At 38.1% G+C, this 26,609-nt stretch carries 28 protein-coding genes; 16 read left to right on the top strand and 12 right to left on the bottom strand.

The genetic code is table 11. From position 1 onward, the window contains the following. From PV763_RS14585 to PV763_RS14560, 6 genes are all read left to right on the top strand, one after another. On the top strand, nt 1–249 hold a 249-nt coding region (locus PV763_RS14585), incomplete at its 5' end, for a transposase (RefSeq protein WP_305158084.1). A gap of 174 nt (nt 250–423) precedes the next feature. Further along, nucleotides 424–651 (top strand): hypothetical protein, encoded by a 228-nt coding sequence (locus PV763_RS14580; protein WP_004647679.1) that lies wholly within the window; start codon nt 424–426, stop codon nt 649–651. Nucleotides 652–1,041: 390 nt separating this feature from the next. Further along, nucleotides 1,042–1,338 carry a type II toxin-antitoxin system RelE/ParE family toxin gene (locus tag PV763_RS14575; RefSeq protein WP_180001687.1) on the top strand — a complete coding sequence of 99 codons (297 nt, stop codon included), beginning with the start codon at nt 1,042–1,044 and terminating at the stop codon, nt 1,336–1,338. A 12-nt stretch (nt 1,339–1,350) separates the two neighbouring features. Next, complete coding sequence (locus PV763_RS14570; protein ID WP_420938117.1) at nt 1,351–1,671, top strand: HigA family addiction module antitoxin; 321 nt, start codon at nt 1,351–1,353, stop codon at nt 1,669–1,671. A gap of 317 nt (nt 1,672–1,988) precedes the next feature. After that, nucleotides 1,989–2,810 (top strand): 4-hydroxy-tetrahydrodipicolinate reductase, encoded by an 822-nt coding sequence (gene dapB / locus PV763_RS14565; RefSeq protein ID WP_420938116.1) that lies wholly within the window; start codon nt 1,989–1,991, stop codon nt 2,808–2,810. Nucleotides 2,811–2,866: 56 nt separating this feature from the next. Continuing rightward, a complete protein-coding gene (locus PV763_RS14560; protein ID WP_338840243.1) occupies nt 2,867–3,511 on the top strand; it encodes an START domain-containing protein in 645 nt (214 codons plus the stop codon). Between the two features lie 5 nt (nt 3,512–3,516). Here PV763_RS14560 and PV763_RS14555 read toward each other — a convergent pair whose 3' ends face one another. The 12 genes from PV763_RS14555 to PV763_RS14500 all read right to left on the bottom strand — a co-directional run bounded on the left by PV763_RS14555 (nt 3,517) and on the right by PV763_RS14500 (nt 15,275). Beyond that, a complete protein-coding gene (locus PV763_RS14555) occupies nt 3,517–4,584 on the bottom strand; it encodes an RNA-guided endonuclease InsQ/TnpB family protein (RefSeq protein WP_420938115.1) in 1,068 nt (355 codons plus the stop codon). A gap of 515 nt (nt 4,585–5,099) precedes the next feature. Further along, nucleotides 5,100–6,128 carry an NADPH-dependent aldehyde reductase Ahr gene (ahr, locus tag PV763_RS14550; protein WP_338840241.1) on the bottom strand — a complete coding sequence of 343 codons (1,029 nt, stop codon included), beginning with the start codon at nt 6,126–6,128 and terminating at the stop codon, nt 5,100–5,102. Further along, nucleotides 6,118–6,714 (bottom strand): DNA-3-methyladenine glycosylase I, encoded by a 597-nt coding sequence (locus PV763_RS14545; protein ID WP_305158405.1) that lies wholly within the window; start codon nt 6,712–6,714, stop codon nt 6,118–6,120. Before PV763_RS14545 ends, ahr begins: the two co-directional genes overlap by 11 nt. A gap of 24 nt (nt 6,715–6,738) precedes the next feature. Then, a complete protein-coding gene (locus PV763_RS14540) occupies nt 6,739–6,984 on the bottom strand; it encodes a hypothetical protein (RefSeq protein WP_004647674.1) in 246 nt (81 codons plus the stop codon). A gap of 15 nt (nt 6,985–6,999) precedes the next feature. Continuing rightward, on the bottom strand, nt 7,000–7,542 hold the full coding sequence (locus PV763_RS14535) for a M23 family metallopeptidase (RefSeq protein ID WP_420938114.1): 543 nt from the start codon (nt 7,540–7,542) through the stop codon (nt 7,000–7,002). Between the two features lie 68 nt (nt 7,543–7,610). Beyond that, complete coding sequence (gene mutY, locus PV763_RS14530) at nt 7,611–8,639, bottom strand: A/G-specific adenine glycosylase (RefSeq protein WP_420938113.1); 1,029 nt, start codon at nt 8,637–8,639, stop codon at nt 7,611–7,613. A 162-nt stretch (nt 8,640–8,801) separates the two neighbouring features. After that, nucleotides 8,802–9,161, bottom strand: a complete 360-nt coding sequence (locus PV763_RS14525) for an HIT family protein (RefSeq protein WP_026055739.1) — start codon at nt 9,159–9,161, stop codon at nt 8,802–8,804. Nucleotides 9,162–9,254: 93 nt separating this feature from the next. Continuing rightward, nucleotides 9,255–9,989 (bottom strand): dienelactone hydrolase family protein, encoded by a 735-nt coding sequence (locus PV763_RS14520; protein ID WP_420938112.1) that lies wholly within the window; start codon nt 9,987–9,989, stop codon nt 9,255–9,257. Nucleotides 9,990–10,153: 164 nt separating this feature from the next. Beyond that, nucleotides 10,154–10,843: an FKBP-type peptidyl-prolyl cis-trans isomerase gene (locus PV763_RS14515; RefSeq protein WP_420938111.1), complete on the bottom strand. Its 690-nt coding sequence runs from the start codon at nt 10,841–10,843 to the stop codon at nt 10,154–10,156. Nucleotides 10,844–10,892: 49 nt separating this feature from the next. Beyond that, the gene (locus PV763_RS14510; protein WP_420938110.1) at nt 10,893–11,597 is read right to left on the bottom strand and encodes an FKBP-type peptidyl-prolyl cis-trans isomerase; all 705 of its coding nucleotides are present in this window, start codon (nt 11,595–11,597) and stop codon (nt 10,893–10,895) included. A gap of 167 nt (nt 11,598–11,764) precedes the next feature. Beyond that, nucleotides 11,765–13,948, bottom strand: coding sequence for a polysaccharide biosynthesis tyrosine autokinase (locus PV763_RS14505; RefSeq protein WP_420938109.1), 2,184 nt, complete (start codon nt 13,946–13,948; stop codon nt 11,765–11,767). 250 nt (nt 13,949–14,198) lie between these two features. Beyond that, a complete protein-coding gene (locus tag PV763_RS14500) occupies nt 14,199–15,275 on the bottom strand; it encodes a polysaccharide biosynthesis/export family protein (RefSeq protein ID WP_219307811.1) in 1,077 nt (358 codons plus the stop codon). 742 nt (nt 15,276–16,017) lie between these two features. On the opposite strand from PV763_RS14500, the gene rfbB reads away from it, so the two are divergent. From rfbB to PV763_RS14450, 10 genes are all read left to right on the top strand, one after another. Continuing rightward, nucleotides 16,018–17,076: a dTDP-glucose 4,6-dehydratase gene (gene rfbB / locus PV763_RS14495; protein WP_420938118.1), complete on the top strand. Its 1,059-nt coding sequence runs from the start codon at nt 16,018–16,020 to the stop codon at nt 17,074–17,076. Next, nucleotides 17,076–17,954, top strand: coding sequence for a glucose-1-phosphate thymidylyltransferase RfbA (gene rfbA, locus PV763_RS14490; protein WP_420938108.1), 879 nt, complete (start codon nt 17,076–17,078; stop codon nt 17,952–17,954). The genes rfbB and rfbA overlap by 1 nt, the downstream gene beginning before the upstream one ends. 2 nt (nt 17,955–17,956) lie before the next feature. After that, the gene (locus tag PV763_RS14485; RefSeq protein ID WP_420938107.1) at nt 17,957–18,382 is read left to right on the top strand and encodes a sugar 3,4-ketoisomerase; all 426 of its coding nucleotides are present in this window, start codon (nt 17,957–17,959) and stop codon (nt 18,380–18,382) included. A 222-nt stretch (nt 18,383–18,604) separates the two neighbouring features. Beyond that, nucleotides 18,605–19,720, top strand: coding sequence for a DegT/DnrJ/EryC1/StrS family aminotransferase (locus tag PV763_RS14480; protein WP_420938106.1), 1,116 nt, complete (start codon nt 18,605–18,607; stop codon nt 19,718–19,720). After that, nucleotides 19,721–20,965 (top strand): O-antigen translocase, encoded by a 1,245-nt coding sequence (locus tag PV763_RS14475; protein WP_420938105.1) that lies wholly within the window; start codon nt 19,721–19,723, stop codon nt 20,963–20,965. A 13-nt stretch (nt 20,966–20,978) separates the two neighbouring features. Beyond that, nucleotides 20,979–21,866 carry a glycosyltransferase family 2 protein gene (locus PV763_RS14470; protein ID WP_420938104.1) on the top strand — a complete coding sequence of 296 codons (888 nt, stop codon included), beginning with the start codon at nt 20,979–20,981 and terminating at the stop codon, nt 21,864–21,866. Nucleotides 21,867–22,017: 151 nt separating this feature from the next. After that, nucleotides 22,018–23,160: an O-antigen ligase family protein gene (locus tag PV763_RS14465; RefSeq protein ID WP_420938103.1), complete on the top strand. Its 1,143-nt coding sequence runs from the start codon at nt 22,018–22,020 to the stop codon at nt 23,158–23,160. Between the two features lie 2 nt (nt 23,161–23,162). Then, nucleotides 23,163–24,029, top strand: a complete 867-nt coding sequence (locus PV763_RS14460) for a glycosyltransferase family 2 protein (RefSeq protein WP_420938102.1) — start codon at nt 23,163–23,165, stop codon at nt 24,027–24,029. After that, nucleotides 24,029–25,177 carry a glycosyltransferase family 4 protein gene (locus tag PV763_RS14455; protein WP_420938101.1) on the top strand — a complete coding sequence of 383 codons (1,149 nt, stop codon included), beginning with the start codon at nt 24,029–24,031 and terminating at the stop codon, nt 25,175–25,177. Before PV763_RS14460 ends, PV763_RS14455 begins: the two co-directional genes overlap by 1 nt. Before the next feature lie 102 nt (nt 25,178–25,279). Beyond that, entirely contained in the window at nt 25,280–26,233 is a 954-nt protein-coding gene (locus PV763_RS14450; protein WP_420938100.1) for a GNAT family N-acetyltransferase, read from the top strand. Nucleotides 26,234–26,609: the final 376 nt, after the last annotated feature.

The raw sequence follows: 26,609 nt of genomic DNA, 5'->3' as shown, positions 1-26,609 counted from the left end.
TTACTCGTTAAAGTTGACCCTAAATATACAAGTCAGACTTGTAGTTCATGTGGTCACGTTGCAAAAGAAAATAGGCTCACTCAGGCAAACTTTAGTTGTGTCGAGTGTGGCTTTGGCGAGAATGCAGATATTAATGCTTCTCGCAACATTTTAGCGGTGGGGCACACCGTTTTGTCTGTGGAGGGTGGATGCGGTAAAGGTCGCCCGATGAAGCAGAAAGCAAGTGAAATCCGTGAGGAAGTCACCTAAGAGCTTTTGCTTTTAGAATCCCCTACTTGAACATTGTGAAAGTGGTGGAAGTATGTCAACTAAGCAAGAATAAACAGTAAAAAAAGCACTTAATAAGTGCTTTTTTTTATCGTTCAAATTTAATTTTAAGTTATTTTCCAAATTGGAAAAATCTTTAGAAAAATAGGATTCAGGTTGTTAAAAATAAATGATTTAATTGCAAAATCTAAAAATGGTACTGAAATTATTGTTTCGTTAATTCCTCTCAATAAAATGCAAAATACACGTCAGGGTTTAAAAAGAATTGAAGTGGGTAAAAGAGTTCTTCTTTCATCTGGAGTTGAGGTAGATTTAAACTTAGATGGCCGTACATTCTATACTTCTCTAAATCAATTATTTAAGCTAAATCATAAAGTTATTTAAAGATAAAATTAAGAAACATCAAATTTTTAGTGGAGATTTTGCCAGTCTATATGACAGTCAAGTTGATCTACATCGTATAGCTTTGATGGAAGTGATTGCCTAACTTCTTAAGCTTGATTAAAATATTTACATTCCATAAGTTGTTTTATGTGGATATGTACCAAGTTATTGAATTATATTATTTTATATAAATATTCATTTTGACCATATAGACATGCTTTTCTATGGACAAAAAATTTGATTTTGTCCAAATCACTTTTTGGCTTGACCATGCTTTTGAAAAATTTTATTGATGAATACGACATTGTATAACAACAGCACAAACCAAGACCTGTTGATAAGTGAGGCGTTACACTATACAATAAAAGTCATTCTGACAGAGTGATTTGCATGATTAAGTCGTTTCGGCATAAAGGATTGAAAAAGTTTTTTGAAACAGGTTCAACCGCAGGCATACAGCCAGCACATGCCAAAAAACTACGCCGTCAATTGTTGGTATTAGATACCTCTACATCACCCTCTGATATGGATGTTCTGGGCTGGAGCTTACACCCACTAACAGGTAAAAACCCTAAAAACCAAGATGTCGAGAAGCATTATTCTGTATCAGTGAATGGAAACTGGCGTTTAACATTTAAGTTTGAAAATGAAGATGCCATTTTAGTTGATTATCAGGATTATCATTAAGAGAGGTGTGCTATGTCACAAATGTTTAACCCCCCACATCCAGCGGAAATTTTGCGAGAAGATATTTTACCATCACTGGCTTTAACCGTAACCGAAGCGGCTAAACAGCTTGGCGTATCCCGTGCGGCATTATCGCGTGTACTCAATGAGAAAGCGGCTATATCACCTGAGATGGCGTTACGTATTGAAGCATGGTTGGGCATTGAACGTGGTGGTCGTGCTGATCTGTGGTTACAGATACAAGCTAAGTATGATATGTGGCAGGCTCGGGAAAAAGTAAAGAATCGGCCATTGCAAGTGATTCATGCGCCTATTGTTCATGCAATGGCGTAAGCCAAAAAAGAATGCCGAGTTAATCTCGGCTTTTTTCTAACTAATTAATTATTATGTTTTGTAGCAGTTGCTACATAATACAGATAATTAACTACTCATTTTCTTCAAACATCATATGATTTTATTCCACCCAATGATGCCCATATGTTCTTACTTATGGATTGTTGATTTTATATGTACACTTATGAAGTACTTTTATTAATATCAATGATTTCACTCTTTGAATATTTTCATTGATTTTTATGCAATGCATCTTAGTGTTATTCCGCAGTTTTGTTATAGTAAGAGCAATTTTGGATCAACATCAGGACTATGTTATGTCAGCTACACCACGCATTGGGATCTTGGGTGCAGGCGGTCGTATGGGGCGTATCCTTATTCAGGCTGTGTATGAAGCAGGTTATCAATTGGCGGCTGCGGTAGAACGCCCTGAAAGTACACTATTAGGCGCAGATGCTGGTGAACTTGCCGGAATTGGCGCAACAGGTGTTAAGGTCGTGGGTAGCCTTACCGATGTAGTCAAAGACTGTGATGTCGTGATTGATTTCACTGCGCCAGCAGCGACCGTCAATCATCTGAAAATCTGCCGTGAAGCCGGTGTTGCCATCGTAATTGGTACCACGGGTATGAATGACGAGCAAAAAGCCTATCTGGATGAATCTGCGACGGAAACTCCTATAGTGTATGCAGCGAATTATTCAGTGGGTGTGAACGTCTCGATCAAACTGCTTGAACTGGCCTCTAAAGTATTTGGCGATACGGTTGATATCGAAGTGATTGAAGCACATCACCGTCACAAAGTAGATGCGCCATCGGGTACAGCTTTAATGTGGGGTGAGGCGATTGCGGAAACTTTGGGTCGTGACCTGAAAGAAGATGCAGTGTATTGCCGTGAAGGTCATACCGGGCCGCGTGAGCGTAAGAGCATTGGCTTCCAGACCATTCGCGGTGGCGATATTGTCGGTGAACATACTGCAATGTTTATTGCCGATGGGGAACGTGTGGAAATTACTCATAAAGCGACTAACCGCATGAACTTTGCGAGCGGTGCAGTACGTGCTGCTGCCTGGGTGGTGGGCCGTGAAGCGCGTAAATATGATATGAAAGACGTGCTTGGTTTTAACGATATTCAGGTTTAAAACCGAGTTAAAATCATTTATAAAAAAATCTAAAACTAAAATAAGACGAATAAAAAATGCAAAAAATGATTTTCCTGCTCTGTGCAGTGGTGCTTGCTGCCATTGCGCAGGCAAAGCCTGTTGGGACGCCTAAACTCAGTATTTATAAAAATAATATCAAGGTCTGGACCTATCAGAATGAACAAAACCCGGTCTTTCTGTATAAAGCTGAAACCACCTATACCGCGCCCATTGAAAATGCCGTGTCCTTGATTCTGAATGTCGAACATGCAGTACAGTGGGTTCCCTATATGGGTAGCATCAAGGTCCTGTCCCGCGATGATAAAAAAGGCGACTTTACCCTGTATATGGTGCTGGATTTTCCATTTCCCTTAAAAGACCGTGACCTGATTGTACAAGGCAAGATGATCAAGGAAACCAATGGTCAGATCACCATCAAGAATAAAGCCATCAAAAGTGGCTATCCTTTAAACCCGGATTATGTGCGTTTAACCGATTATCAGGGCGACTGGACTTTCCAGAAACTGGCCAATAATAAGGTCAAGGTCTCTACCTATGGTTATGCCAATCCGGAAGGTTCCATTCCTTTGACCTTCGTAAATATGTTTGTGCAACAGCAGCCCTATCAAATGCTGCAAAAGATGAAGACTGAACTGGCCAAGCCTTCACCTATTGCGGTCTTGCCTGAAGCCCTGCATTGACATCCTCACATCCCTAAAACGGAGGTGATTCCTACTGCTAGACGCTTATGCCCAAGCGCAAGTATGTTCTTAGCAGAATTTAAATCACGTTGATTTAAACTACCGCATTCACATTCCCATACTCTTATTCGCAAATCTGCTCTACCTTTCGGACTGCTTGCGGTGATCTCACCACAGCACGAACAGATTTGGGTTGTGAACCTCTCACTCACTTCTTCAAACAATACCCCTGCGTTCTCGCATTTATACTTGAGCATTGTTTTAAGTGCTGAAAATCCTGTATCTAAAACCGATTTTGCCATTTTGGTTTTTACAAGTTTTTTCGCACTCAGATCACCAACAACAATCAATGCATTTTTCCTAACAAGCATGGTGCTTGCTTTGTGCAAATGGTCTTTTCGGCAATTCGCAATCTTGGCGTGTAATGCACGTACACGTTTTTTATTTTTTGCTCTTTGAGCAATCCCTAATTTCTGCTCGTATTTTTGATAGAACTTGGGATTTGAAATGACCGTACCATCTGAACAGGTAGCAATGTCTTTTAGACCAAGATCAATACCAATCGCTTGAGTTACAGTTGGTTTGTCTTGCTTGGGTGAATCGACAACAAGGCACACGTACCAGCGCCCACGACTATCCTCAACGAATGAGCCTGTTCTAACGCTGTATTTACTTATACCGTAGCTATCCCACAGTTTGAATTGATACTTGCCATATTGCACATATCCATCAGCATATTTAATCGCTACTTTTTTAAATGGTATCCAACCAAGTGAACGTCTTGCCGACTTCTTATTACTTACACGCCATTTCAGCTTTGCTTTCTTGTGCTGTCTTCTTTTATTAACATATTCTTCTGTTATCCCTTGTACTGTTTGACTATGCAAACCACACAGTTTTGAAGTTCCTTTTGTGTATTTAGTCATATCAAATGCTGAGAAAAAGTCACCTGTTCTTGTAAGGTGTTTGAAACTTAAATCATTCACATAATTCCAGACAAAGTTCACCTCGGATGCTAACTGATTTAGCACCTTGCAATGTTTGTCTTTTATGCGTAATTTAAGTGTTTTCATAGGCTTATATTAGCTCATGTTAAATTAAAATTATTGATTCTTAAAAATTAAACGACATTTCATGTCGTGTCTCTTATATCTCTGACCTGAAAGACAGCGTTTTACGCTCCATTTGATAAAAAAGACCCAATTGCTGTAATGCTGATCAGTTAAGGAATTTAGAAATAGTTTCTTTAACTTTTCAGTCGTTCACGAGAAAGTTTTAACTTTTTAAATCAAATATTTGCAATATCATTTGTTACTTTGGTTTCGCTCAAATGATAAGCGGAGCTTCGCCAGGAAGGCATCTTGCAGAGCAATAGTCCTCCCCACAAAACTCGTCAGCCAGCATCCATTAGTAAATTTGTCGCAGAAACAATCATTTTTTAATGTAGTCCTGCCTCGAACAGTTGCGGATGACTTTCCCACCTATTAAATATAATACTGAATTTAAAAAAGAAAATGCCAGTCAATTTCTTAACTGACTGGCATTACTCAATTTCTGGGTCTTTTTAACAGCTTGAGACAGGCAGGATTTAAACTATAAAATCCGCTTTAAGTACAATCCGGTAACGGGCTTTGCCAGAATGCAGATGTTCAATCGCTTGGTTCAGCTGTGACATCGGGAACAGTTCAATTTGCGGAGCAATATTTTTACGTGCAGCAAATTTCAGCAGCTGGCGCAGGGCAGCCGGAGAACCCGTCGGTGAACCGGTGACGGATTTAGCTCCGCCAATCAGCATGCCTGCCGGAATCTGCATCGGCTCAAGTGGTAAACCCAGCATATGCACACTGCCATTCGGCGCCAAAGTTGCCAGATAAGCCTGCCAATTCAAGGTGACATTGACAGTACTCAGTAATAAATCAAACTTGCCTCGCTGGGCCTTTAACGCAGCGACATCACGACTGTTCACCACATGGTCAGCACCCATGGCTTTCAGTTCATCAGTTTTATCCAGGTTCGATGTGAACGCAGTAATTTCACAGCCCCAAGCTTTGAGTAGTTTAATCGCGATATGACCCAAACCGCCAATCCCAATTACGCCAACATGATGAATAGCCTGAATCTGATGTTTTAGGATCGGATCGAATACGGTAATTCCGCCACAGAGCAGGGGACCCGCACTTTCAGGATCAAGATCTTCAGGTAGGGGAATGACCCATTGCCATCCGGCACGCACTTTGTCGGCAAAACCACCGGCATGTCCGATAATGGTAGCCACCTGACCGCCAGTACACAGCACCTGCTGACCTGAAATGCAGGGATCGCAATATTGGCAGCTTTCCGCTGTCCAGCCGATTCCCACTCGTTGACCAACTTTCAGGCCTTTGGCTTCTGCACCAAGATGGGTAATGGTACCAATAATCTCATGTCCTGCTACAACCGGATACACTGAAGAACCCCAGTCATTATTGATCACTGAAATATCGGAATGACAGAGACCGCAGTATTCTACTTTGACTTCGACCTGATGCGGTTGCAGTTCTCCGGCATCAAACTGATAAGGTTCAAGTTCCGCACTTGCAGACATGGCTGCATAAGCTTGAATAATATTATTCGACATGATTTCGACTCTTATTTAAATGGGAGGATATTGTTTTAAAGTCACAATGATTTTCATGGTCATCGACCATACCAACGGCCTGCATAAAGGCATAGCAAATGGTGGGTCCGACAAATTTAAAACCGGCCTGTTTAAGGGCTTTAGACATCTTCTGGCTCTCAATGGTTTGAGCGGGTGCTTGCCGATAATCCACAACATCATTATTCAGTCGCGGTTGCTGGGCAAAAGACCAGAGCCAATCCACCGGATTGATGCCTTGCTGTTTTAGTTTCAGCCAGGCTTGGGCATTTTCCCGAATGGCATTGAGTTTGCCACGATGCCGTATCAGGCTAGCATCTTCGAGTTTCAGTTGGAGTTGTTGATCTGTAAGTGAGGCGATAGATTCAATCGAATATTGAAAAAAATGTTCACGATAAGCTTCACGTTTTCTGAGAACGGTAATCCAGGCCAGACCAGCCTGCTGTCCTTCCAGACATAGCATTTCAAACAGGCGATTTTCATCCAGCAGTGCCTGTCCCCATTCCTGATCATGGTAGGCGATATACAATGGATCATCGGAGCACCAGCCACAGCGTTGCACAGTCATGTGATGCCCCTTGTTTTTATGCTTTTATAATTTAAAAACAGTCCATTGATCTTGCTGGTTATCCCAGTAAGACAATTCAGCTTGATCCAGATCGCTAAATTGAATCCACATATCTTTACCGGCCTTGTCAGCATAACCGGTACTGATCAGAAGCGCATCCTCGGTAATTTCCATCACCCAGCCCTGGTAAGTTTGACCATTCAATACAATTTTTTGTTGATTGCCTGATTCAGCAAATTCCACCAGACGATTGATCAACGCTTCTGACATGTAAATATCCTAAAATTAACGAAAATAGGGATAAGGGTTGACCACACCGCGGCCCTTGCCCTGTAAATAGATTCCATAATGCAGATGAGGAGCAGTATGCCGGGCATTACCGCTATTGCCGACATAACCGATCAGCTGGCCTTTTTTGACATAGTCACCCACTTTTAAACCGCGCTTATGTCCGTCCAGATGCGCATAATAATGCCAAGAGCCACCTGAACCCAGAATCCAGACTACTTTACCACCCAAATTGTTATTACGTAAATCCGCAATCAAACCCTCAGTCGCGCTAAAAACTTTGGTTCCACGTGGAGCCATGATATCAATGCCTTCATGCAGACGTCCGCGACTGCGCGAAGCGCCCCAGGTATCTGTTAATTCACGTGCCTGTACGCGTGCCACCGGGATTGGCAGAGAAGAGGGCATACGCTTATTTTGCAGTTTTTGCACGAGGATGGGATTGAGCTGTGCAGAAGGGGACTGTTTTGGCGTACTACTACAAGCGGCCAGCAGCACAGTGATTAAAGCAACCCAAGTGAAAGCAAGGTATTGGCGCACGCTATTCATCCTTAAATATTGGCAATGCTCTATGAGCTGTTCTGTCTTTTTGCTTTATTCTGACTATGTCATACATTGACTGCAGAGATCAATTTTTTCATCGCGGTGGGAACGCCGGAATTAATTGCCGTATCTGGACTCATCCAGCTGGCCTCCAGTTCAATCGCCAGATGTTCCTGCTGATCTTGATCGACCGCAAAAACAATCGCTTCAAGGTGCCAGGTAAAATGGGTAAAACTGTGGCTAATCTGGGTTTTTTTGACGATATTTTTCAGGCCCAGCTGCTGGCATTGCTGTTCAAATTCATATGCATTTTCAATAATCGGCAGACACCAGAGACCGCCCCAAAGACCGCTATTGGGACGTTGTTGCCAAAGCCAGTCTGTACCGGACTGGATCAGCAAGACCTGTGCAGATCGTACTGGAACCGGTTTTTTGGCCTTCTTAAAAGGTAATTCATTTTCCAGTCCTTGCTGATGAGCCTTGCAATGCTGCTGCATCGGACAATACAGACATAAAGGCTTTTTCGGGGTACATACAGTTGCACCCAAATCCATAATCGCCTGGGTATAGTCATGATTGCGCTCGATAGGACAGAGCTGTTCCGCCAGTTGCCAGAGAGCACGCTCATGCACTTGTTTGGAGAGATCATCTTCAATGGCAAAGAAACGTGACAGTACCCGTTTAACGTTACCATCCATGATTACGCCATATTGACGTAAACCCAGTGACATCAGGGCGCCCGCGGTAGAACGGCCAATGCCGGGCAAAGCCATCCATTCTTCCAGGGTTTGAGGGAACTGCTGCTGTGCTGTCACGATGCCGGCAGCTTTATGCAGATTGCGGGCGCGGGCATAATAGCCGAGACCGGCCCAGTAGGGTGCGACCTCATCCCATGAGGCTTGACCCAAGTCCTGAACAGTCGGAAAACGCTGGATAAATCGTTCGAAATATTGCAGTACAGTTTTGACCTGGGTTTGCTGCAACATGATTTCAGAGACCCAGACTTTATAGGGATCATCTGTCACCTGCCAGGGCAAGTCATGACGACCATGCACATCAAACCATTCTAACAGGGCATCTGAAAATACAAACATGAACACATAGCAACCGAATAAGCAGCAACTAGTATAGCGGAATCAGCAGGGTGGGAATGTGAAAAGTGGGATAAAAACGTAGATGTTCATCGAGCTTGATAGAACTTGGCTTTCATAAAAATAAATGCTCCGGAGAGCATTTATTTTTGATAAAGAATCCGGTTAATCGTTAATTCCCCAGCGCTCATCCAGCTTCAAGGTCTTGCCTGCATAACGCGGAATAATATGAATATGCAGATGTTCTACCTTTTCCTGAAAAACTTCACCATCAATAAAGCCGACATGAAAACCGGCAGGCTGGTAACGTAATTGCAGTTCATTGCGTGCCTGTTCCAGTAAAGACATCAAACTTTTACGTTCTTTATCGGTCACTTCGAAAAACGAGGCCACATGCCGCAATGGAATGATCACACAGTGACCTTCGGACAATGAATTCGGTTCAGGCAACACCACACCATAATCATTTTTGGCAATGACATCATATTCGTCAAAATTGCAGTAGGGGCAGTTGGTTTCAGCCATCATACACATTCTCCTCTGGTAGGATTTATCTTCTTCTCTTCATGAAGTATCTAAAATATTCAGCCTGTGAACAAGCCGGATAGTTGTTTCTATTTATGCCAAATGACGGTCTAGCAAGGCATACATCGCTGCCAGGCTTTTTCGTTCCGCTTCTGCATTGTAACCAAGATCCACACCATTGGCCTTGGCCCGTTCATCCGCAAGCGGGTTGCTAAAGCCATGTTTGGCATTTTCAAAAACAATCACTTCATGCTCGACCTTGGCGGCATACATTTCCTCACGGAAACTGGCGACATCATCCAGGGTCACCATGCTGTCTAGTTCACCATGTAGCACCAGGATTTCCGCCTGTACCTGACCTTCTTGAGCCGGTGCTTTTGGCGACAGAGTGGCATGGAAAGTGGCCACAGCTTTTAAAGGTGCATTAGAACGGGCCAAATCTAGTACGACTTTGCCACCGTAGCAGAAACCAATCGCTGCAAGCTTCTCAGCATTGACTTCATCCTGTGCTGCCAAAGTATTCAAGGCTGCTGTTGCACGATTAACGATAGTGTCAGGATCTTCAAAAGTTTGCATCATCCACTGATAAGCCTGATCAGAATTGGTTGTAACTTTTTTATCCCCATACATGTCCATGGCCAAGGCCGCATAGCCATGTTCTGCAAGTTCACGGGCACGTTGTTCAGTATATTCATTCCGGCCCCACCATTCTGGCGCGACCAGTACACCGGCAACAAGGGTATCTGTCTCTGGGACGGCAAAATAACCAATTAATGGGCTGCCATCCTGCGTAGTATAATGAATTTCGCGGGTCTTGATTGCTGCCATGCTGACATCCTCTATTGTTGTTGAATTGCTTGATTAAAACATAACATAGCAAAACTGATAGGAATGTGACATGAAAACCTGCGATTTACGGATACTTAAGCCCATAAAAAAAGAGAGGCAAATATAAAACCTCTCCGATGTTAGATCTGGAAAAATAGGACTTATTATTTAATAATTTCCAGTAATTCCACATCAAAAATTAAAGTACTGTTCGGTTCAATTACATCCCCTGAACCAATCTGTCCATAGGCCAGTTCGGCCGGAATAAAGAAACGATATTTGGCACCTTCTTTCATCAGCTGTAAACCTTCGGTCCAGCCGGTAATGACCTGGGTGGTACGAAATACCACGGGATGATTACGGGCAATCGAGCTATCAAAAACCGTACCATCGATCAAACGGCCTTCATAATGTACGCGGACATTACTATTTGCGCTCGGCGATTTACCTTTACCTTCCTGAAGAATCTGATATTGTAAACCTGATTTGGTGGTTTTTATCCCCGGTTTTTTTGCATTTTCAGTCAGGAAAGCTTGGCCGATTTTGGCATTTTTTTCAGCTTTTCGTTTTAATTCAATCAGCTCTTTGGCTTCACTTTGACGTTTAAACTGGGTCAAGACCTGCGCCATCTCTTCATCACTTAAAGTTGCCTGTTTTCCAGCAGCTGCCGCTTTTAACCCGGCACTGAAGGCATCTAGATCAATACCTTGTAAAGAGTCTGCATTACTTTTTCCCATCAGATAACCAAAGCTGTAACCCACCTGTTCTGCTTCAGAACTTTTAGTGGTGATGTCTTTGGCAAAAAGACTGCCAGAACTTAGCAGTAAAACCAGCAAGCTTATTTGTATTTTCATTATCATTTCTCAAAATAAAGGAGAGCACAATGCTCTCCTTATTCGTGGATTATTTGACTTCGATCAGTTCCACATCAAAAATCAAAGTGCTGTTAGGAGGAATAGTTCCTGGTACGCCCTGTTCACCATAACCGAGTTTAGATGGGATATACAGGGTTGCTTTACCGCCTTCTTTTATCAGTTGCAGACCTTCGGTCCAGCCTGGAATCACCTGATTGAGTGGGAACTCAATCGGCTCGCCACGTTCAACCGAACTGTCAAACACGGTACCATCAACCAGTTTCCCTGTGTAATGTACTTTTACAATTGAAGTTGCTGCCGGCTGTTTGCCTGTACCTTCTTTGGTCACTAAATATTGCAAGCCAGATGCTGTAGTTTTTACCCCAGCTTTTTTGGAATTTTCAGCCAGAAAAGTATCACTTGAGGTTTGAGCCTGCTTGGCACTGTCGACTTGCTTCTGCTGCATTTCTTTTTGGAACTGCTCATAAGCTGCTTGTAATTCTTCTTCAGTATAAGCAGGGGCAGTACGGGCATGACCTTCGCGAACGCCTGTCACAAAGCTGTTAATATCCAGCTCAGGTGGAGTTTGATGAGCGACTTCATAACCGAGTGCATAGCTAATTTTAGAAACAGCAGAGGCATCTTTAGATGCTTTTGTGGTTTGAGCAGCTGGGTTTTGAGTTGCATAGTAAACAGGTACTAGCGCGGCACCGCCTAAAAGAACAGCGACAGCAATCGGTAAGGCCTTACTCATGTATTATTCCAATCTAATGTTATCGTTGAGGTTCATTCCATCTTAGCAGAAAATTTTGAGAAATCTTGCAGAATGGGTGGTTTTTTAGCAAGCGGACATCGCAGTTGTGTTGAAGTTTAAAGAGATAAAAAAAACCAGCAATAGCTGGTTTTTTTATCTCAATGGGATCAGCTATTTTGTTCTCTAGACTTATAACTATAAATGTAATCATAACTATAGCTCCCCCCGGCTGAACGCTGAATATCATTCAGGATAAAGCCATTTACGATACTACCGGCCTGTTTAAAGCGGTTTAATGTAAGCTCCAGCTCCTTCATTTGTGTTTTTGCATAGCGCGCCACGACTAAATTGAGTCCAACATATCGAGATACTATAATCGCATCCGTAACAGCCAATACAGGTGGTGTATCAATAATGATATGGTCATAGTGCGGAATCAGAGATTGTAGTAATTCCTTGAAGCGTACTGAATTAAGAAGCTCAGAAGGGTTTGCTGAACTTTCACCACAGGTGATTACATTTAAGTTCGGAAGATTGGTGTTTTGTACCACCTGTTCTAATGTGATCTGCTCATTCAGGTATTCAGTTAATCCATGTTGATTATCCAGATCAAAATATTTGTGGATATGACCACGACGTAAGTCTGCATCAATCACCAATACGCGTTTGTTTTTTTCCGCCATGATGACTGCCAGGTTGCTGGAAACAAATGATTTCCCGACTTTTGGTGCTGGACCTGAAATCATGATGATGTTGTTCTTGGCTTGGCTTAGGGCGAAATGACTCGCTGTACGTATGCTTCGCAAGCTTTCGATCGCGATATCATCGCTATGTTTAAGGGCTAATACAAAAGGAATCTTTTTCTTTTTGAGTAGTTTTAGCCCAGGTTTCTGACTCGGAGAATGGGCAATATTCGCATATACTGGAAGCTCTAGTTGATATTCTATTTGACTGCTATCTTTCACACCAGAACGCAGCATATTGCGGAATAATGCCACCAAGAGTCCCACAAAAATACCGAACCAAAAGGCGAGCAACAGAATCAGTGGTGTTTTCTGTTGCACTTGGTCAATGGGTTCAAGTGCGGTATCAATGATATGTACATTGCCAATTTCACCCGCTTTGGCAACACGCAGTTGTTGGTAGGAATTCACCAGGTTGGTATACAGCTGCTGTTTGACTTCGACTTCGCGTGACAGTTGCAAATACTGGCGTTGTATCTCTGGAATATTTTTGAGTGTTGTATTCAGTTCACGAATCTTGCCATTGATCACACGAAGTTGAGCAGTAATTTCTCGCATGGCTGGATGTAGTGCTGCATATTTGGCAGCTATTTCTGCCTGTCTCTGTTCAAGTAAGACTTTTTGCGTTTCTAAGGTGACGCTCTGATTTAAATACAATTCAGATTCTTTAGCGATATCAACTGTATTATGCCGTTGACGGAACTGGTTAAAGGCAAATTCTGCATTATCAAGCTGTTTCTTTAAATCTGGTAATTGTTCATCCAGAAACGCCAGGGTCTGCGCTGTTTCTGTTGAACGTCGCGTAATATTGTGCTGGCTATAAGTCGCTAAAATCGTGTTCAGGACCTTAGTGATATGCTGTTTATCTTGACCCTGATAGCGAAGCTGCAGAACTCCACTCAGTTCGCCTTTTTCTGTCACTGAATAATTGGCAAGAATAGAATCAATCGCTGTTGGTAATGAGAGTTTTTGTACCCGATAGCTGTTATCTAGCTTATCCTGAGTAAAGATGGCAACTTTCCAATCTCCCTGTGCAGCTTTGCCTTGAACAGCTTGGTTAAGTGGCCCTTGAAAGACAATTTCCTCTGTAGCTGGATTGATCAAGCTAAAGCTCTGTGGTTGAAACTTCAGCAGGAGATTTTTATCCTGGTACGCTACGGGAACTTCAAACTGACGGATATCAAAGCTTTTTTGACCTTCTTTAAAGCGTACAATTTCGGGTTGATATTCGGTTTGGGAATTTCTGCCGTAAATGAGACGATTGATAAAAGAGTCTTCAGTGCTCGCAATATGGAGATCCAGATTTAAACGATCAATCACTGATTCAAGAATCGTGCGTGATTTTAAAACCTCAATCTCAGCATTTGATGAAGACATCTGACTAATAATACTTGACAAGCTGCCTAATAAGGCAGCTGATGCCCCTCTATTTTCTTCGACCTGAACGATTGCATCCACCTTATAGTTAATGGCTGCGGTACGCATGTACAGCAACACTGCCATCAGGCTAAGCAAACCACATAAGAGGATGAGCTTCCATTGCGAGAGCAAGGAAAAGAACACCCCTTTTAGGTCAATCATATTTTCGGTATTGTTATTTTTGTTCATAATTTTACTATCTAAAAGTTTAAAAGTGATTTTTCCAGTCGATGATATATTCTTAAATAAAATTATGAAAAATAATCAAAGACTTGCTGCTTTTGTGAGAAAGAATCCTACATATTTTGGTTTTATTGTCCTTTCTTGAAATATCTAACCCGCATAAGGCCAGATATTTTAATAATGATCAGAAGAAGACAGTTCTTATTGTGTCTGTTTCATATTCAGTATTAAGCACCTAGTACTATAGCTAAATTACCTATCGTATAGCCGAATCAGCGACATATGAAAATGGAAGAATCTGGCTAACAACGCGTTCCCAACGGGTCAGACCTGTGGCATCAACATAGACAATATCATTGCTACGCATTTTGAACTGTTTCGCCAGGCCAAAATCTCCAAGATTTTTTAGACTTAAGTGATATATTTCAGTCATCTGATTGTCTGGATTGCCACGTAAGACATAAATCCGGCTAGAATTCGCGGAATAGGGGTTAATGCCTTCACTTTCCCCCAATACATCAGCGAGAGTCATACCTTGGTCACGTAGTGGTAAGGGCTTATTGGCACTGGCCTCACCCATGACATAGATCTTCTGATTTTCACGAGGACTGATATAAAGAGTGTCATTCGGTTGAATCAATAGCTTATGCAAGGAATATCCAGCCTTTTCCAGTGCAATGGTATTCAGGTCATAGGTTACACCCTGACGCACAAGTTGAATTGAAGTAGAGTCACCTTGCTCATTTATACCACCCGCCAAACCGAGCGCCGTATAAACACTTACTGGTTGGTCAGACAGGTAAAATTGTCCTGCCGATTTCACATTGCCAACCACAGAATAGCGTTGCCCTTGATATGAAATCACGCGTACCACTACATCCGGACGGTTTAAATAAGGTGTTAATAGGCGTCGTACTTCCTGATTCACTTGCGGAAGAGTTTTTCCTGCTGCTTTATAGCGTCCAATGAATGGGAAGTGGATATAACCATTTCGATCAATTTGATAGCCGTTGTTATTATCGCTGGCCGTAGGGGCTGCACTGATTTCAGGGTAAGCCCATAGTTGAAAAGATAAGATATCACCTGGATTCAAGCGATAATCCTGCACCTCGGTCTGAAATAAAGTTGCATAATGATTGAGATTATTCGTTTGAGCCGACTGTACGACAGGTAGGGTTTGCTGATTCAATTGCACCAGATTGACAGGCGTTCCTAGCTCAGTTTGATAGATGCCTTCTTTCGGTAAATTATAGGTTTGAAAGCCGGATATTGCTGCACATCCAACTAGAGATAGGCTTAAGGTAAAAATACCTAAAAGGTGTCTATGGTTCACTTGAAACCCCTTTATTTTTATATATTCAGAATTGGTATTTATTAATAATTATTAATTTTTTAATTCGATTTATGTGATTAACATCTAAAAAATATAATAGATCACATACCTTGTCTATAGCTATTTTTGACCCAATTAAATAACGCCAGGTTAAGACTTTGCAAAAAGATGGAATAAAATAGACGTGAAAGCTTGATTGAACAAGCGATAGAGATATAGAAAATTTTTTAACGTTATAAAGAATATTAATTGTTTCTAATTGTTATTTTTTAATAGATGAGTTAAATCTTATGAAAGGAGCTATAACGATATAAATTAATCGAGGAAAGTATTTTCATATAATTTTTATCTGATCTAAAGGTTTCTTAGATTGTTGATTTTCATCTAATTCAAGTATTAGTTTAATAATTTATAAAATAATTATACCTTGCAAAAGTTAAAATAAAACATTGTTAATTAAAGTATTGGAATAAAAAAAATGATGAATATTGGGACAATATTAGCTGAAAGGTGTGTAAAGGATTAAGATCAATATAGAGTAAAAATATTTTTAAAAACTAAAATAGATCCATAAAATGTAACTACATTTAAGTATCGGCTTTTTTTGTAAGTGGCTTGTGTAATAGAATTAATATATCTTATGAACAAATCAATAAAAATAGATATGCCCAGAAAGCAGTAATACATTAAAAATAATTTGTGAAAAGTAAAATAAAAATATTAAAGGACACTAAAAATGGTGATGAAAATATTGGTGACCGGTGGGGCTGGTTTTATTGGATCTGCTGTTATCCGGCATATCATTAAAGAGACCGAACATCATGTTTTAAATGTTGATAAGTTAACTTATGCAGGTAACTTGGAGTCATTAGTTTCTGTATTGGATCACCCTCGTTATCAATTTACTCAAACTGATATTTGTGATCATGTATCTTTAGCGCGATTATTCTCAGCCTTTGAGCCAGATGTGGTCATGCATTTGGCGGCAGAGTCTCATGTGGACCGTTCGATCGATGGACCGGCTGAATTTATCAGTACAAATATCGTCGGTACCTATACCTTATTAGAGGTTGCACGAAAGTATTGGCAAAATTTGGCTGAAATTAAAAAATCCAGATTCAAATTCCACCATATTTCAACAGATGAAGTATATGGCGACTTAGAAGACACAACTGATCTATTCACTGAAACCACCCCTTATTTACCAAGTTCGCCCTATTCGGCAAGTAAAGCCAGTTCAGATCATTTAGTTCGGGCCTGGTATAGAACCTATGGTTTACCGGTGGTTGTCACGAACTGTTCGAATAATTATGGACCTTATCATTTTCCTGAAAAACTGATTCCTTTGATGATCTTAAATGCTTTGGAAGTTAGACCATTACCGGTCTATGGGGATGGTCAGCAGATTCGTGACTGGCTTTATGTTGAAGACCATGCTCGTGCTTTATATCAAGTTGCGACTCAGGGTGTTGTGGGTGAAACCTATAATATTGGTGGATGGAATGAAAAACAAAATATAGACGTGGTTAAAACCATTTGTCAGATTTTAGATGAATTAAAACCGCTGTTGAATGGGCAAAGTTATGAAAGCTTAATCACCTTTGTTAAGGATCGGCCTGGACATGATTTACGCTATGCCATTGATGCTTCAAAAATTGAGCGGGAACTGGGGTGGAAGCCACAGGAATCATTCGAGACCGGTATCCGTAAAACTGTGCAGTGGTATCTGGATAATCTGCAATGGTGTCGTCGCGTGCAGGATGGTTCTTATCAGCGTGAACGTTTAGGGGAGGCAGTCTAATGGCTAGCACAACCAAAGGGATTATTTTAGCCGGTGGTTCGGGAACACGTTTGCATCCGATTACCAAAGGCATCTCGAAACAGCTACTTCCGATTTATGACAAACCGATGGTTTATTACCCATTATCTGTCCTGATGTTGGCCGGTATCAATGAAGCTCTTGTCATTAGTACGCCAGAGGATATTGAGGGATTTAAGCGTTTATTAGGAGATGGTTCACAGTTTGGCATGGAGCTGAGTTATGTAATTCAGCCTCGCCCTGATGGTTTGGCACAAGCCTTTATCCTGGGCGAAAAATTTATTGGCCAAAGCAATGTATGTCTGGTGCTGGGCGATAATATTTTCTACGGGCAAGGTTTTACCCCTATGCTACGCCAGGCTGCAGCACGGCAAAAAGGAGCAACGGTATTTGGTTATCAGGTGAAAGATCCTGAACGCTTTGGTGTGGTGGAATTTGATGAACAGCAACGTGTGATTTCAATTGAAGAAAAACCGAAACATCCTAAATCTAACTTCGCTGTAACGGGTCTGTATTTTTATGACAATGATGTCATTCAGATTGCCAAACAGGTTCAACCATCCGAACGGGGCGAGCTTGAAATTACCTCGATTAACCAGGCATATCTGGAGCGTGGTGATTTAAATGTTGAATTGTTGGGGCGTGGATTTGCCTGGTTAGATACAGGTACACAGGGCAGTCTGCTTGAGGCTGCTCAATTTGTAGAAACTATTGAAAAACGTCAGGGTTATAAAGTGGCCTGCTTGGAAGAAATTGCATTGAATAATGGCTGGCTGAGCAGAGAGGAAGTTTTAGCGATTGGTCAAACAATGAATAAAAATGGCTATGGACAATATCTGATTTCTTTAGTGGGGAAATAATAATGAGTTTAGTTAAATTAATTGATTTACCTAATTTAGGTGATGAACGAGGTGGATTAGTTGCAATTGAATCAAATCAATCTATTCCATTTAAAGTTAAACGTCTTTATTATATTTTTAGTACTTTGAATAAAGCTCGTGGTTTTCATGCCCATATTGCTTTGAAACAAATAGCTATATGTATAAAAGGTAGCTGTCGATTTATATTGGATAATGGGTGTATTAAAGATGAAATTATTTTGAATTCTCCTTTAAAAGGATTATATATAGAATCTTTGATATGGAGAGAAATTCATGATTTTTCTGAAGATTGTGTGCTATTAGTATTAGCAAATAATTATTATGATGAAAATGATTATATTCGAAATTATCAGGATTTTTTAAAAGAGGTAAATAAACCAATTATAAATTTAACAGTAAATAATTAAATATATAATATGATAAAAACACAAGAATTATTAATTTTCAATGTATTTTTTGTGGAATGATATTTAAAAAATAATTAAAAATTAATAAATATAGTAGAACTAATTTTTTATATCAATAAATATAGAAGTAGCACATTGAATATACGAACAACTATTTGAAAATAAGCTCTTATTTTAGAGTTATATTCCCTAATTTTTTGATTTTTTATGAGATTGATAAGAATGATTCCTTTTCTTGACCTAAAAGCGATAAATGCTCAATATCTTGATAAACTTATCGTAGCTTGTACACAGGTAGTTGATTCTGGCTGGTATATATGTGGCAAACAGGTAGACGATTTTGAAAGGCATTTTGCGCATTATTGTGGAACGCAGTATGCCATAGGGGTTGCCAATGGTTTGGATGCTCTTATTCTGACCCTGCGTGCATGGAAAGAATTGGGTAAGCTAAATGAAGGAGATGAAGTCATTGTGCCTTCAAATACTTATATTGCGAGTATTTTGGCTATTTCACAAAATAATCTAAAACCGGTGTTGGTCGAACCAGATCTTAATACTTTAAATATTGATACTAAAAAAATTGAAGCAGCTATTACTACCAAAACAAAGGCGATTTTACCCGTTCATTTATATGGACAGCTTGCTGCAATGCCAGAAATTATGGTGATTGCCAAGAAATATAATTTACTGGTCCTAGAGGATTCAGCACAAGCACATGGTGCTGAAATAGATGGTAAAAAAGCAGGTAATTGGGGAGATGCCTCAGGCTTCAGTTTTTATCCAGGTAAAAACTTGGGGGCATTAGGAGATGGGGGCGCGATTACCACCAATGATGCCGAGTTAGCCAATATGCTGAAGGCGATACGTAATTATGGTTCGCATGAAAAATATAAAAACCTGATGCTTGGAGTAAATAGTCGTCTTGATGAAATTCAGGCGGCAATTCTGAACGTAAAACTGAAATTTTTGGACCGAGAGAACCAATATCGCCGTCAGATTGCAGATCTCTATTTAAAAGAAATTCAAAATCCAGCCATTGATCTTCCACTCATAAATATAGACGCGGAAACTTATACCCAGCATGTTTGGCATTTGTTTGTCATCCGAACCCGACATCGGGAAGAATTACAAAAATATCTGGCAGACCATGGGGTACAGACACTGATTCATTACCCGATTCCACCGCATAAACAACAAGCTTATAAAGAGTGGAATGACTTAAGTTTACCAATTTCAGAACAAATTCATGCCGAGGTCTTGAGCTTACCGATCGGACCTACTTTATCTATGGATGAAGCAAAGCAAATTGTTCAGTTATGTAATGGTTTTCAAATATAGATGAATTTACTTACGACCAGCGTACTCAATGGTGTGGCGGTGCTGATTAAGACCCTAACCCTATTTGTACTAAATAAAATTTTGGCTGTATATCTGGGACCGACTGGATATGCCGCTTTAGGACAATTCCAAAATTTTATTCAAATGGTAACAACTTTTGCAGGTAGCGCAATTAATACTGCCGTCATTAAATATACGGCCGAGTATCATGAAGATCAAAACAAACAACGTGCAATCTGGAAAACAGCAGGCAGTCTTGTTTTTCTATTCAGCCTGATTTTTGCAATATTAATTTTAATTTTCCAAAACCAGCTATCACTTTATATATTTCATACCCTTGAATATCAAAATGTTTTCGTATGGTTTGCAGTATTTTTAATATTTTTTAATTTTAATACATTATTTTTAGCCATATTAAATGGCAAAAAAGAAATATTAAAATTGGTCATTGCTAATATTTCAGGCAGTTTATTTGCTCTTATTATTACAAGTATTTTAGCCATAAAACTACATTTATATGGTGCCTTGATTGCATTATCCATTTATCAGTCTATTGCATTTATAGCCACGTTATTTCTGTGTTGTAGAGCGGACTGGTTTAAATTTTCGTCTCTTTTTGGAAAAATAGACTTCGAAATTACTAAAAAATTTAGTTCTTTTGTTTGGATGGCATTGGTAAGTGCGATCTGCGTGCCTTTATCGCAAATGTTGATTCGTGCCTATTTAAGCCAGGAGTTTGGCGTGGCATATGCAGGATACTGGGAAGCGATGATCCGTCTAAGTACCGTATACCTGATGCTGGTTACCACAATATTGGGGGTCTATTACTTGCCGCGCCTATCAGAGCTCAAGATGCTTGAAGAAATTAAGAAAGAAGTCTATTTAGGCTATAAGTTCCTTCTTCCAATGGCTGTGGCAGGAGGCATAATTGTTTTTGTGTTACGTGATTGGATTATCAATGTATTGTTCAGTCCCTCCTTCGCACCTATGCAAAGCCTGTTCTTTTGGCAAATGATGGGCGATGCATTAAAGATAGGGAGCTGGATACTAGGTTATTTAATGTTAAGCAAAGCCATGACCAAACTGTATATCTCTACAGAAATTATATTTACTTTATCCCTTCTAGTTTTGAGCTATGTATGTACCCAAGTTTTTGGATTTGAAGGGGTTTCGATTGCTTACCTGGTAAATTACGGGATGTATTGGATAGTCATCAGTTTATTTATATTTAAACCATTAGAATAAAAAGAGATATAATATGAAAATTGAACACCCTTTAATTTCTATCATTATACCAAGTTATAATCATGAGAGATTTGTGTGTGACAGTATCCAGAGTGTCATTGACCAGTCGTATCAGAATATTGAGTTAATTGTCATTGATGATGGATCTACAGATTCTTCAGTAGAAAAAATCCAAGAACTGATTCCGCTCTGTGAAAAACGATTTACCCGATTTGAGTTTAGACATCGACCCAATCAGGGCTTGAGTGCAACCTTGAATGAAGCATTAGAATGGACACAGGGAGAATATTTTTCTTCTCTGGCTTCAGATGATATAATCTTAAAAGATAAAATAAAAATACAATCCGAATTTTTAAACCAGAACAAAAATTTTATCGCAGTATTTGGAGGAGTGGCAGTTATTGATAATGATTCTAATCTTGTCAAAAATAGAATTAAAAAAAGACAAAGTTATAATTTTGAAAAAATTTTATTATTAGAACATGAGTTGCCAGCGACTACGCAACTGATTCGATTAGAAGCTTTGAAAAAAATTGGCGGCTATGATGCTAAGGTAAAAATCGAAGACTGGTATATGTGGTTACTTTTAGCACAGGAGGGGGAGTTATGTTATCTTCCAGTTATTTTTGCTAAATACAGGCTACATGATAATAATATGCATAAACAGACGTCTCTTATGCATGATTCGAGAATGATGATTTTAAATGAATACCAAAATCATATTCTATTTAATAAAGCAAAAAAAAGAGTTTTATGGATAAATGCATTTGAGTTGGGGTTGTTTTCCAAAAAGCAATCATTAGAAAAAATGCTAAGCATTTTGAGAGAATATCCATCTGAAATTTTAACATATGATTTTTTCAGATTTTTTTACTGGTTACTTATTAAAAAAGATTTTTAATATAAATAAGTTTGATAAATATTATTGATTTTGTTAGAGAATACCATTTTAAAATATATTAAATAAGAAAATAATTAAATTAATAATATAAAATATTAATCGGTTCTTTTGCTTTTCTGTCGAGCAAAAGACAATAAAAAAGGAATGGATAATGATTATTTTAAATGAAACTAATTTAAAAAATAACATTATTTTTTTAAGTAATACTAATATAAGAGATAAGTCAATTATATATCTTATACTATTTTCATTTTTTTTATCTCAGTTTTATTTTTGGTCAAGTGGAGTTCCACAATTCAGCCATATTTTTATTATGGGTGCCATTTTATTGCTATTTAGCAAAAGCTCTAAAATAAATATTGAGTATTCAAATATAATTTTATTATTCGTTGCTTATGCAATTTGTGTAAATTTTGCTTGGTATTTAATTGTTCTAGATTCAAGTTATATGATGTCGACTGTTTACTGGATATTTAATTTGTTGTTTTTTCTATTAATGATGAATTTAAATCAGGTCCAGATCAACTTTTTCTATGAAAAATTATTATTCCTTATTCCTTTTTCCTATATTATTGAAATTATTATCTGGGCAAGTAACTTAGGTCGTTATGATTTTGAACCTCGATACAATGGTCTTTTTAATGATCCTAACCAGATGGCATTTTGGGTGCTGAGTAGCTGCGCAATTTATCTGTATATTTCAGGAAACGGTTTTAAAAAAATAACCGTCTATTTTTTAGCTTTATTCTTGATTTTATTGACCATGTCAAGATCTGCTTCAGTTGGTTTTTTAATGTTAACTCTGGGACTTATATTTAGTCAAAAAGGGGACTTGAATAAAAGAATATTTGTATTCATTGGAACATTAGCGTTTTTTGGAAGCTTAAACTACTTTTTATATAGCTTGGGGGTTTTTGATAGCATTGCACTACGCTTTATAGAAGGGTTAGATCAAAGAGACAGTCAGGTAGAAGGACGTGGTCTTTTTAGTTTTTTAGATTATCCTCAATATTTAATTTTTGGGGCTGGACAAGGTGCTCACTGGTTATATAACCCTACCGGAAATGAAATTCATTCAACTTGGTTAGGTATCTTGTTTTATTATGGAATTATAGGAATATCCTTATTTTTAATATTTTTATACCAAATATTTAAGAAATTATCACTTTCAAACAAGATGATACTCTTAGGGCCAATGTTATATGGGTTTACCACCTATAGTGCAAGAACGCTTATTTTTTGGTTTTTATTGGCAGCTTTTTTAATATTTTCAAATAATAATAAGGAAGAATAAATATGTATATTTCTATAGGAATTCCATTTTTTAATGCTGAAAAATATTTAGAAGATGCGATTAAATCGGTTCTGGCCCAAACTTTTCAAAACTGGGAACTCATACTGGTAGATGATGGATCAACAGACCGGTCTTTAGAGATAGCCCGATCATTTGTTGATCCTCGAATCCGTATCATTTCTGATGGCTTCAATAGAAGATTACCTTATCGCTTAAATCAGATTATTAATGAAGCACAATATGACATTATTGCACGTATGGATGCTGATGATCTAATGGCAGTAGATCGGCTTGAAAAACAGATAAAAGTCTTAAATGAAAATCCAGAGATTGATTTAGTGGTAACCAGCTTGTATTCGATTGGAAATAAAAATGAAATTTTAGGGAAAAGAATTTATTCTAATCATCAAATGCAACCCAAAGAAATTTTGCAAGGCCTGACCAACTTATTACATCCTTCATTGCTTGCACGTAAGACATGGTGTCAAAGAAATCCTTATCAGGAAAATAACTGCCTAGCTGAAGATTATGAATTATGGTTATCAGCAGCTATAAAAAATGATTTTAATTATGTGGTGATGCAAGAACCCTTATATTTTTATAGAGAAGTGGAAAATGTAAAAAAAGAAAAAATGATACGTGGATATAATACTCAAATTGAAGTGATTAAAAAGTATTATAACAATGTCATATCTGATCTTGAAAAAAATAAGATTGTTCTAAAATTTGAAATAAAAAAAATGATTGTAGAAATATTAAGTTTTTTGAATTTAATGCAAATTTTAAATAAGCGTAGGATGACTACTGTTTCTGAAGACGATAAAAATTTTTATGCGTCACAATTAGAACTTATAGGACGATTAAAATAATGATAAATAAAAAAATTGCTATTATAGGTTCTACTGCTTATAACCTTTATAATTTTCGTAAAGATTTTATTTTTGCATGTTTAGAGCAGGGTCATCAGGTTTATGCTTTTGTCTCCGAGTATGATGATCAGTGGCTAGATATAATTAAAAATCTTGGAGCAACTCCTATTTCCTATCAACTTAGTCGTGGGGGATTGAACCCATTATCTGATCTATATTCTATTTTTCAGCTTATAAATAAAATAAAAGAAATTCAACCTGATATAGTCTTTTCATACTCAACTAAACCTATTATTTATGCTACTTTAGCTGCTTATAAGACAAATGTTCCCTATATCTATGGAATGATTGAAGGCTTGGGTTCACCTTTTACCATTCATAAGCATGGTCAAAGTTTAAAGACTAAATTCATACGCTTTGTACAAATTTCTTTATATCGGCTTGCATTTCCATATTTAGATAAAATTATTTTCTTAAATCGCGATGATCCTAAAGATCTAGTACATCATTATAATCTTCCCCATAAAAATAATGCAATTGAAGTCTTAGGACCAATTGGTCTTAACTTACAAGAGTATGCCTATACGAAATGGGATACCGAGAAAAATTTATCTTTTATCTTTATTGCCAGGTTAATTGCTGAAAAGGGTATATTTGAATATTTAGAAGCTGCTCGAATAGTTAAAGAAAAATATCCTGATATAACATTTAAAATTATAGGTGGATTGGATCCTGAAAATCCAACTGGTTTAAAGCAGGCACAATTAGATCAATTGATAGAAACAGGAATTATAGAATACGCTGGTTTCGTTAAAGATGTGAATCAAAGAATACGTGAGAGTGCAGTTTTTGTATTACCTTCTTATTATCGTGAGGGCGTACCTCGCAGTACACAAGAAGCTATGGCTATTGGGCGTCCAGTGATTACTACTGATGTACCTGGCTGTAATGAAACTGTGGTAGATGGTGTTACAGGTTTCCTAATTTCTAAATGGGATGTAAACGCATTAGTAAAGAAAATGATTTATTTTATAGAGTATCCTGAACAAGTAAATAAAATGGGGTATCAAGGCTTTTTATATGCTAAAAAAAATTTTAATGCTGATCATATAAATCATAGATTATTACAAATATTAGGAATGAATTAGTTTAGAATTCATTTAATAATATTTTTTTTATAAAAATAATTTTGATTAAATTTAACTTAAAAATAATAAGTAGAGAATTTTTAACTTATATAGGAGATTGCAATGGGCGAAAATATAAGCTTTAAAATAAAAAAATACGAAGATTCAGATAAAATAATATGGAATAAATTTTTATTAAAATGTAAAAATTATCACTTTATGTTTAATCGGGATTTCATGGAGTATCATTCTGATCGTTTCGAAGATTTCTCTTTAATATTTAAAAATGATGAAGATGAAATTATGGCTTTATTACCTGGAAATATTAAAGATAATATTTTTTATAGTCATCAAGGTTTAACCTTTGGTGGATTTTTATTTGATAGAGGGATGCATGCTGCTGATATGCTTGAACTCTTTACTCAATTAAAGATTTTTTTTAAAGAAAAAAATATTGAAAAAATTATATATAAATGTATTCCAAGTATTTATCATAATTATCCAGCACAAGAAGACTTATATGCTTTATTTAGAAATCATGCCAACCTTTATCGTAGAGATATTAGTGTTTGTATTGATTTAGAGGAAGAATATTCATATTCGGAAAGCAAAAGAAGATCAATTAAGAAGCTCAAAAAAAATGGTATTATTTGTGAAGAAATAGATCAGCCTAGTATTGTTTGGGGGGTTATTCGTGAAGTATTACGTGAGCATCATAACCAACAACCTGTCCATAATGAAATTGAAATAGATTTATTGAAAAGTAGATTTCCTAATAATATAAAAGCTTATAAATGCTGTCTTGATGGTAATATTGTGGCAGCAGCAGTTACTTTTGAAACTGAGAGAGTGGTTCATATTCAGTATTTGGCGAGTAATGATAAGGGCAGAGAGGGAAAAGTATTAGATTATCTGATTGATTTTTTAATAAATAACAGTAAAAAATTTGCTAAAATATTTGACTTTGGTATTTCTAATGAAAATGAAGGGAAGTTTTTAAATAGGGGGTTGATTAATCAAAAAGAAAGATTTGGTGCTCGTGCGATTGTACATGATTTTTATACTATAGATTTTTGACATACTCGCCCATTTTCGACAAGCTCAAACCTGTTTTATGATCACGATCTTATTTTTCAGGGCTTGTGGTGGTGCGTCTTTAGATGTAATTAAGAAGTATATTCAAAGTCAGCAGGGTTAAAGCTTTGTGAAATTCACCTCCACCTTGACTGTCGGGGTGGAGTCCTCTTCCCTTACAGATAGAACTTTATTTTACAAGCCCGTAACTACAGGCTTTTTTAAACGTCATTATTGAGTGATTTAGCTTGTAGCTATAATTTAGCTGAGCCAACTCCTCGTTCTTCTTCTATTCAAGCAAAGGTGGTGTTTCAAAAAGTATGCTGGCATTAAACGAATCCATTATTGATATAAAAGAACACTAAATCAAAGGCTTTGA

Source organism: Acinetobacter sp. AS5 (assembly GCF_048957595.1).
In the GTDB taxonomy this organism is placed as follows: Bacteria; Pseudomonadota; Gammaproteobacteria; order Pseudomonadales; family Moraxellaceae; genus Acinetobacter.
This window is presented reverse-complemented; position numbering and strand designations above follow the sequence as displayed.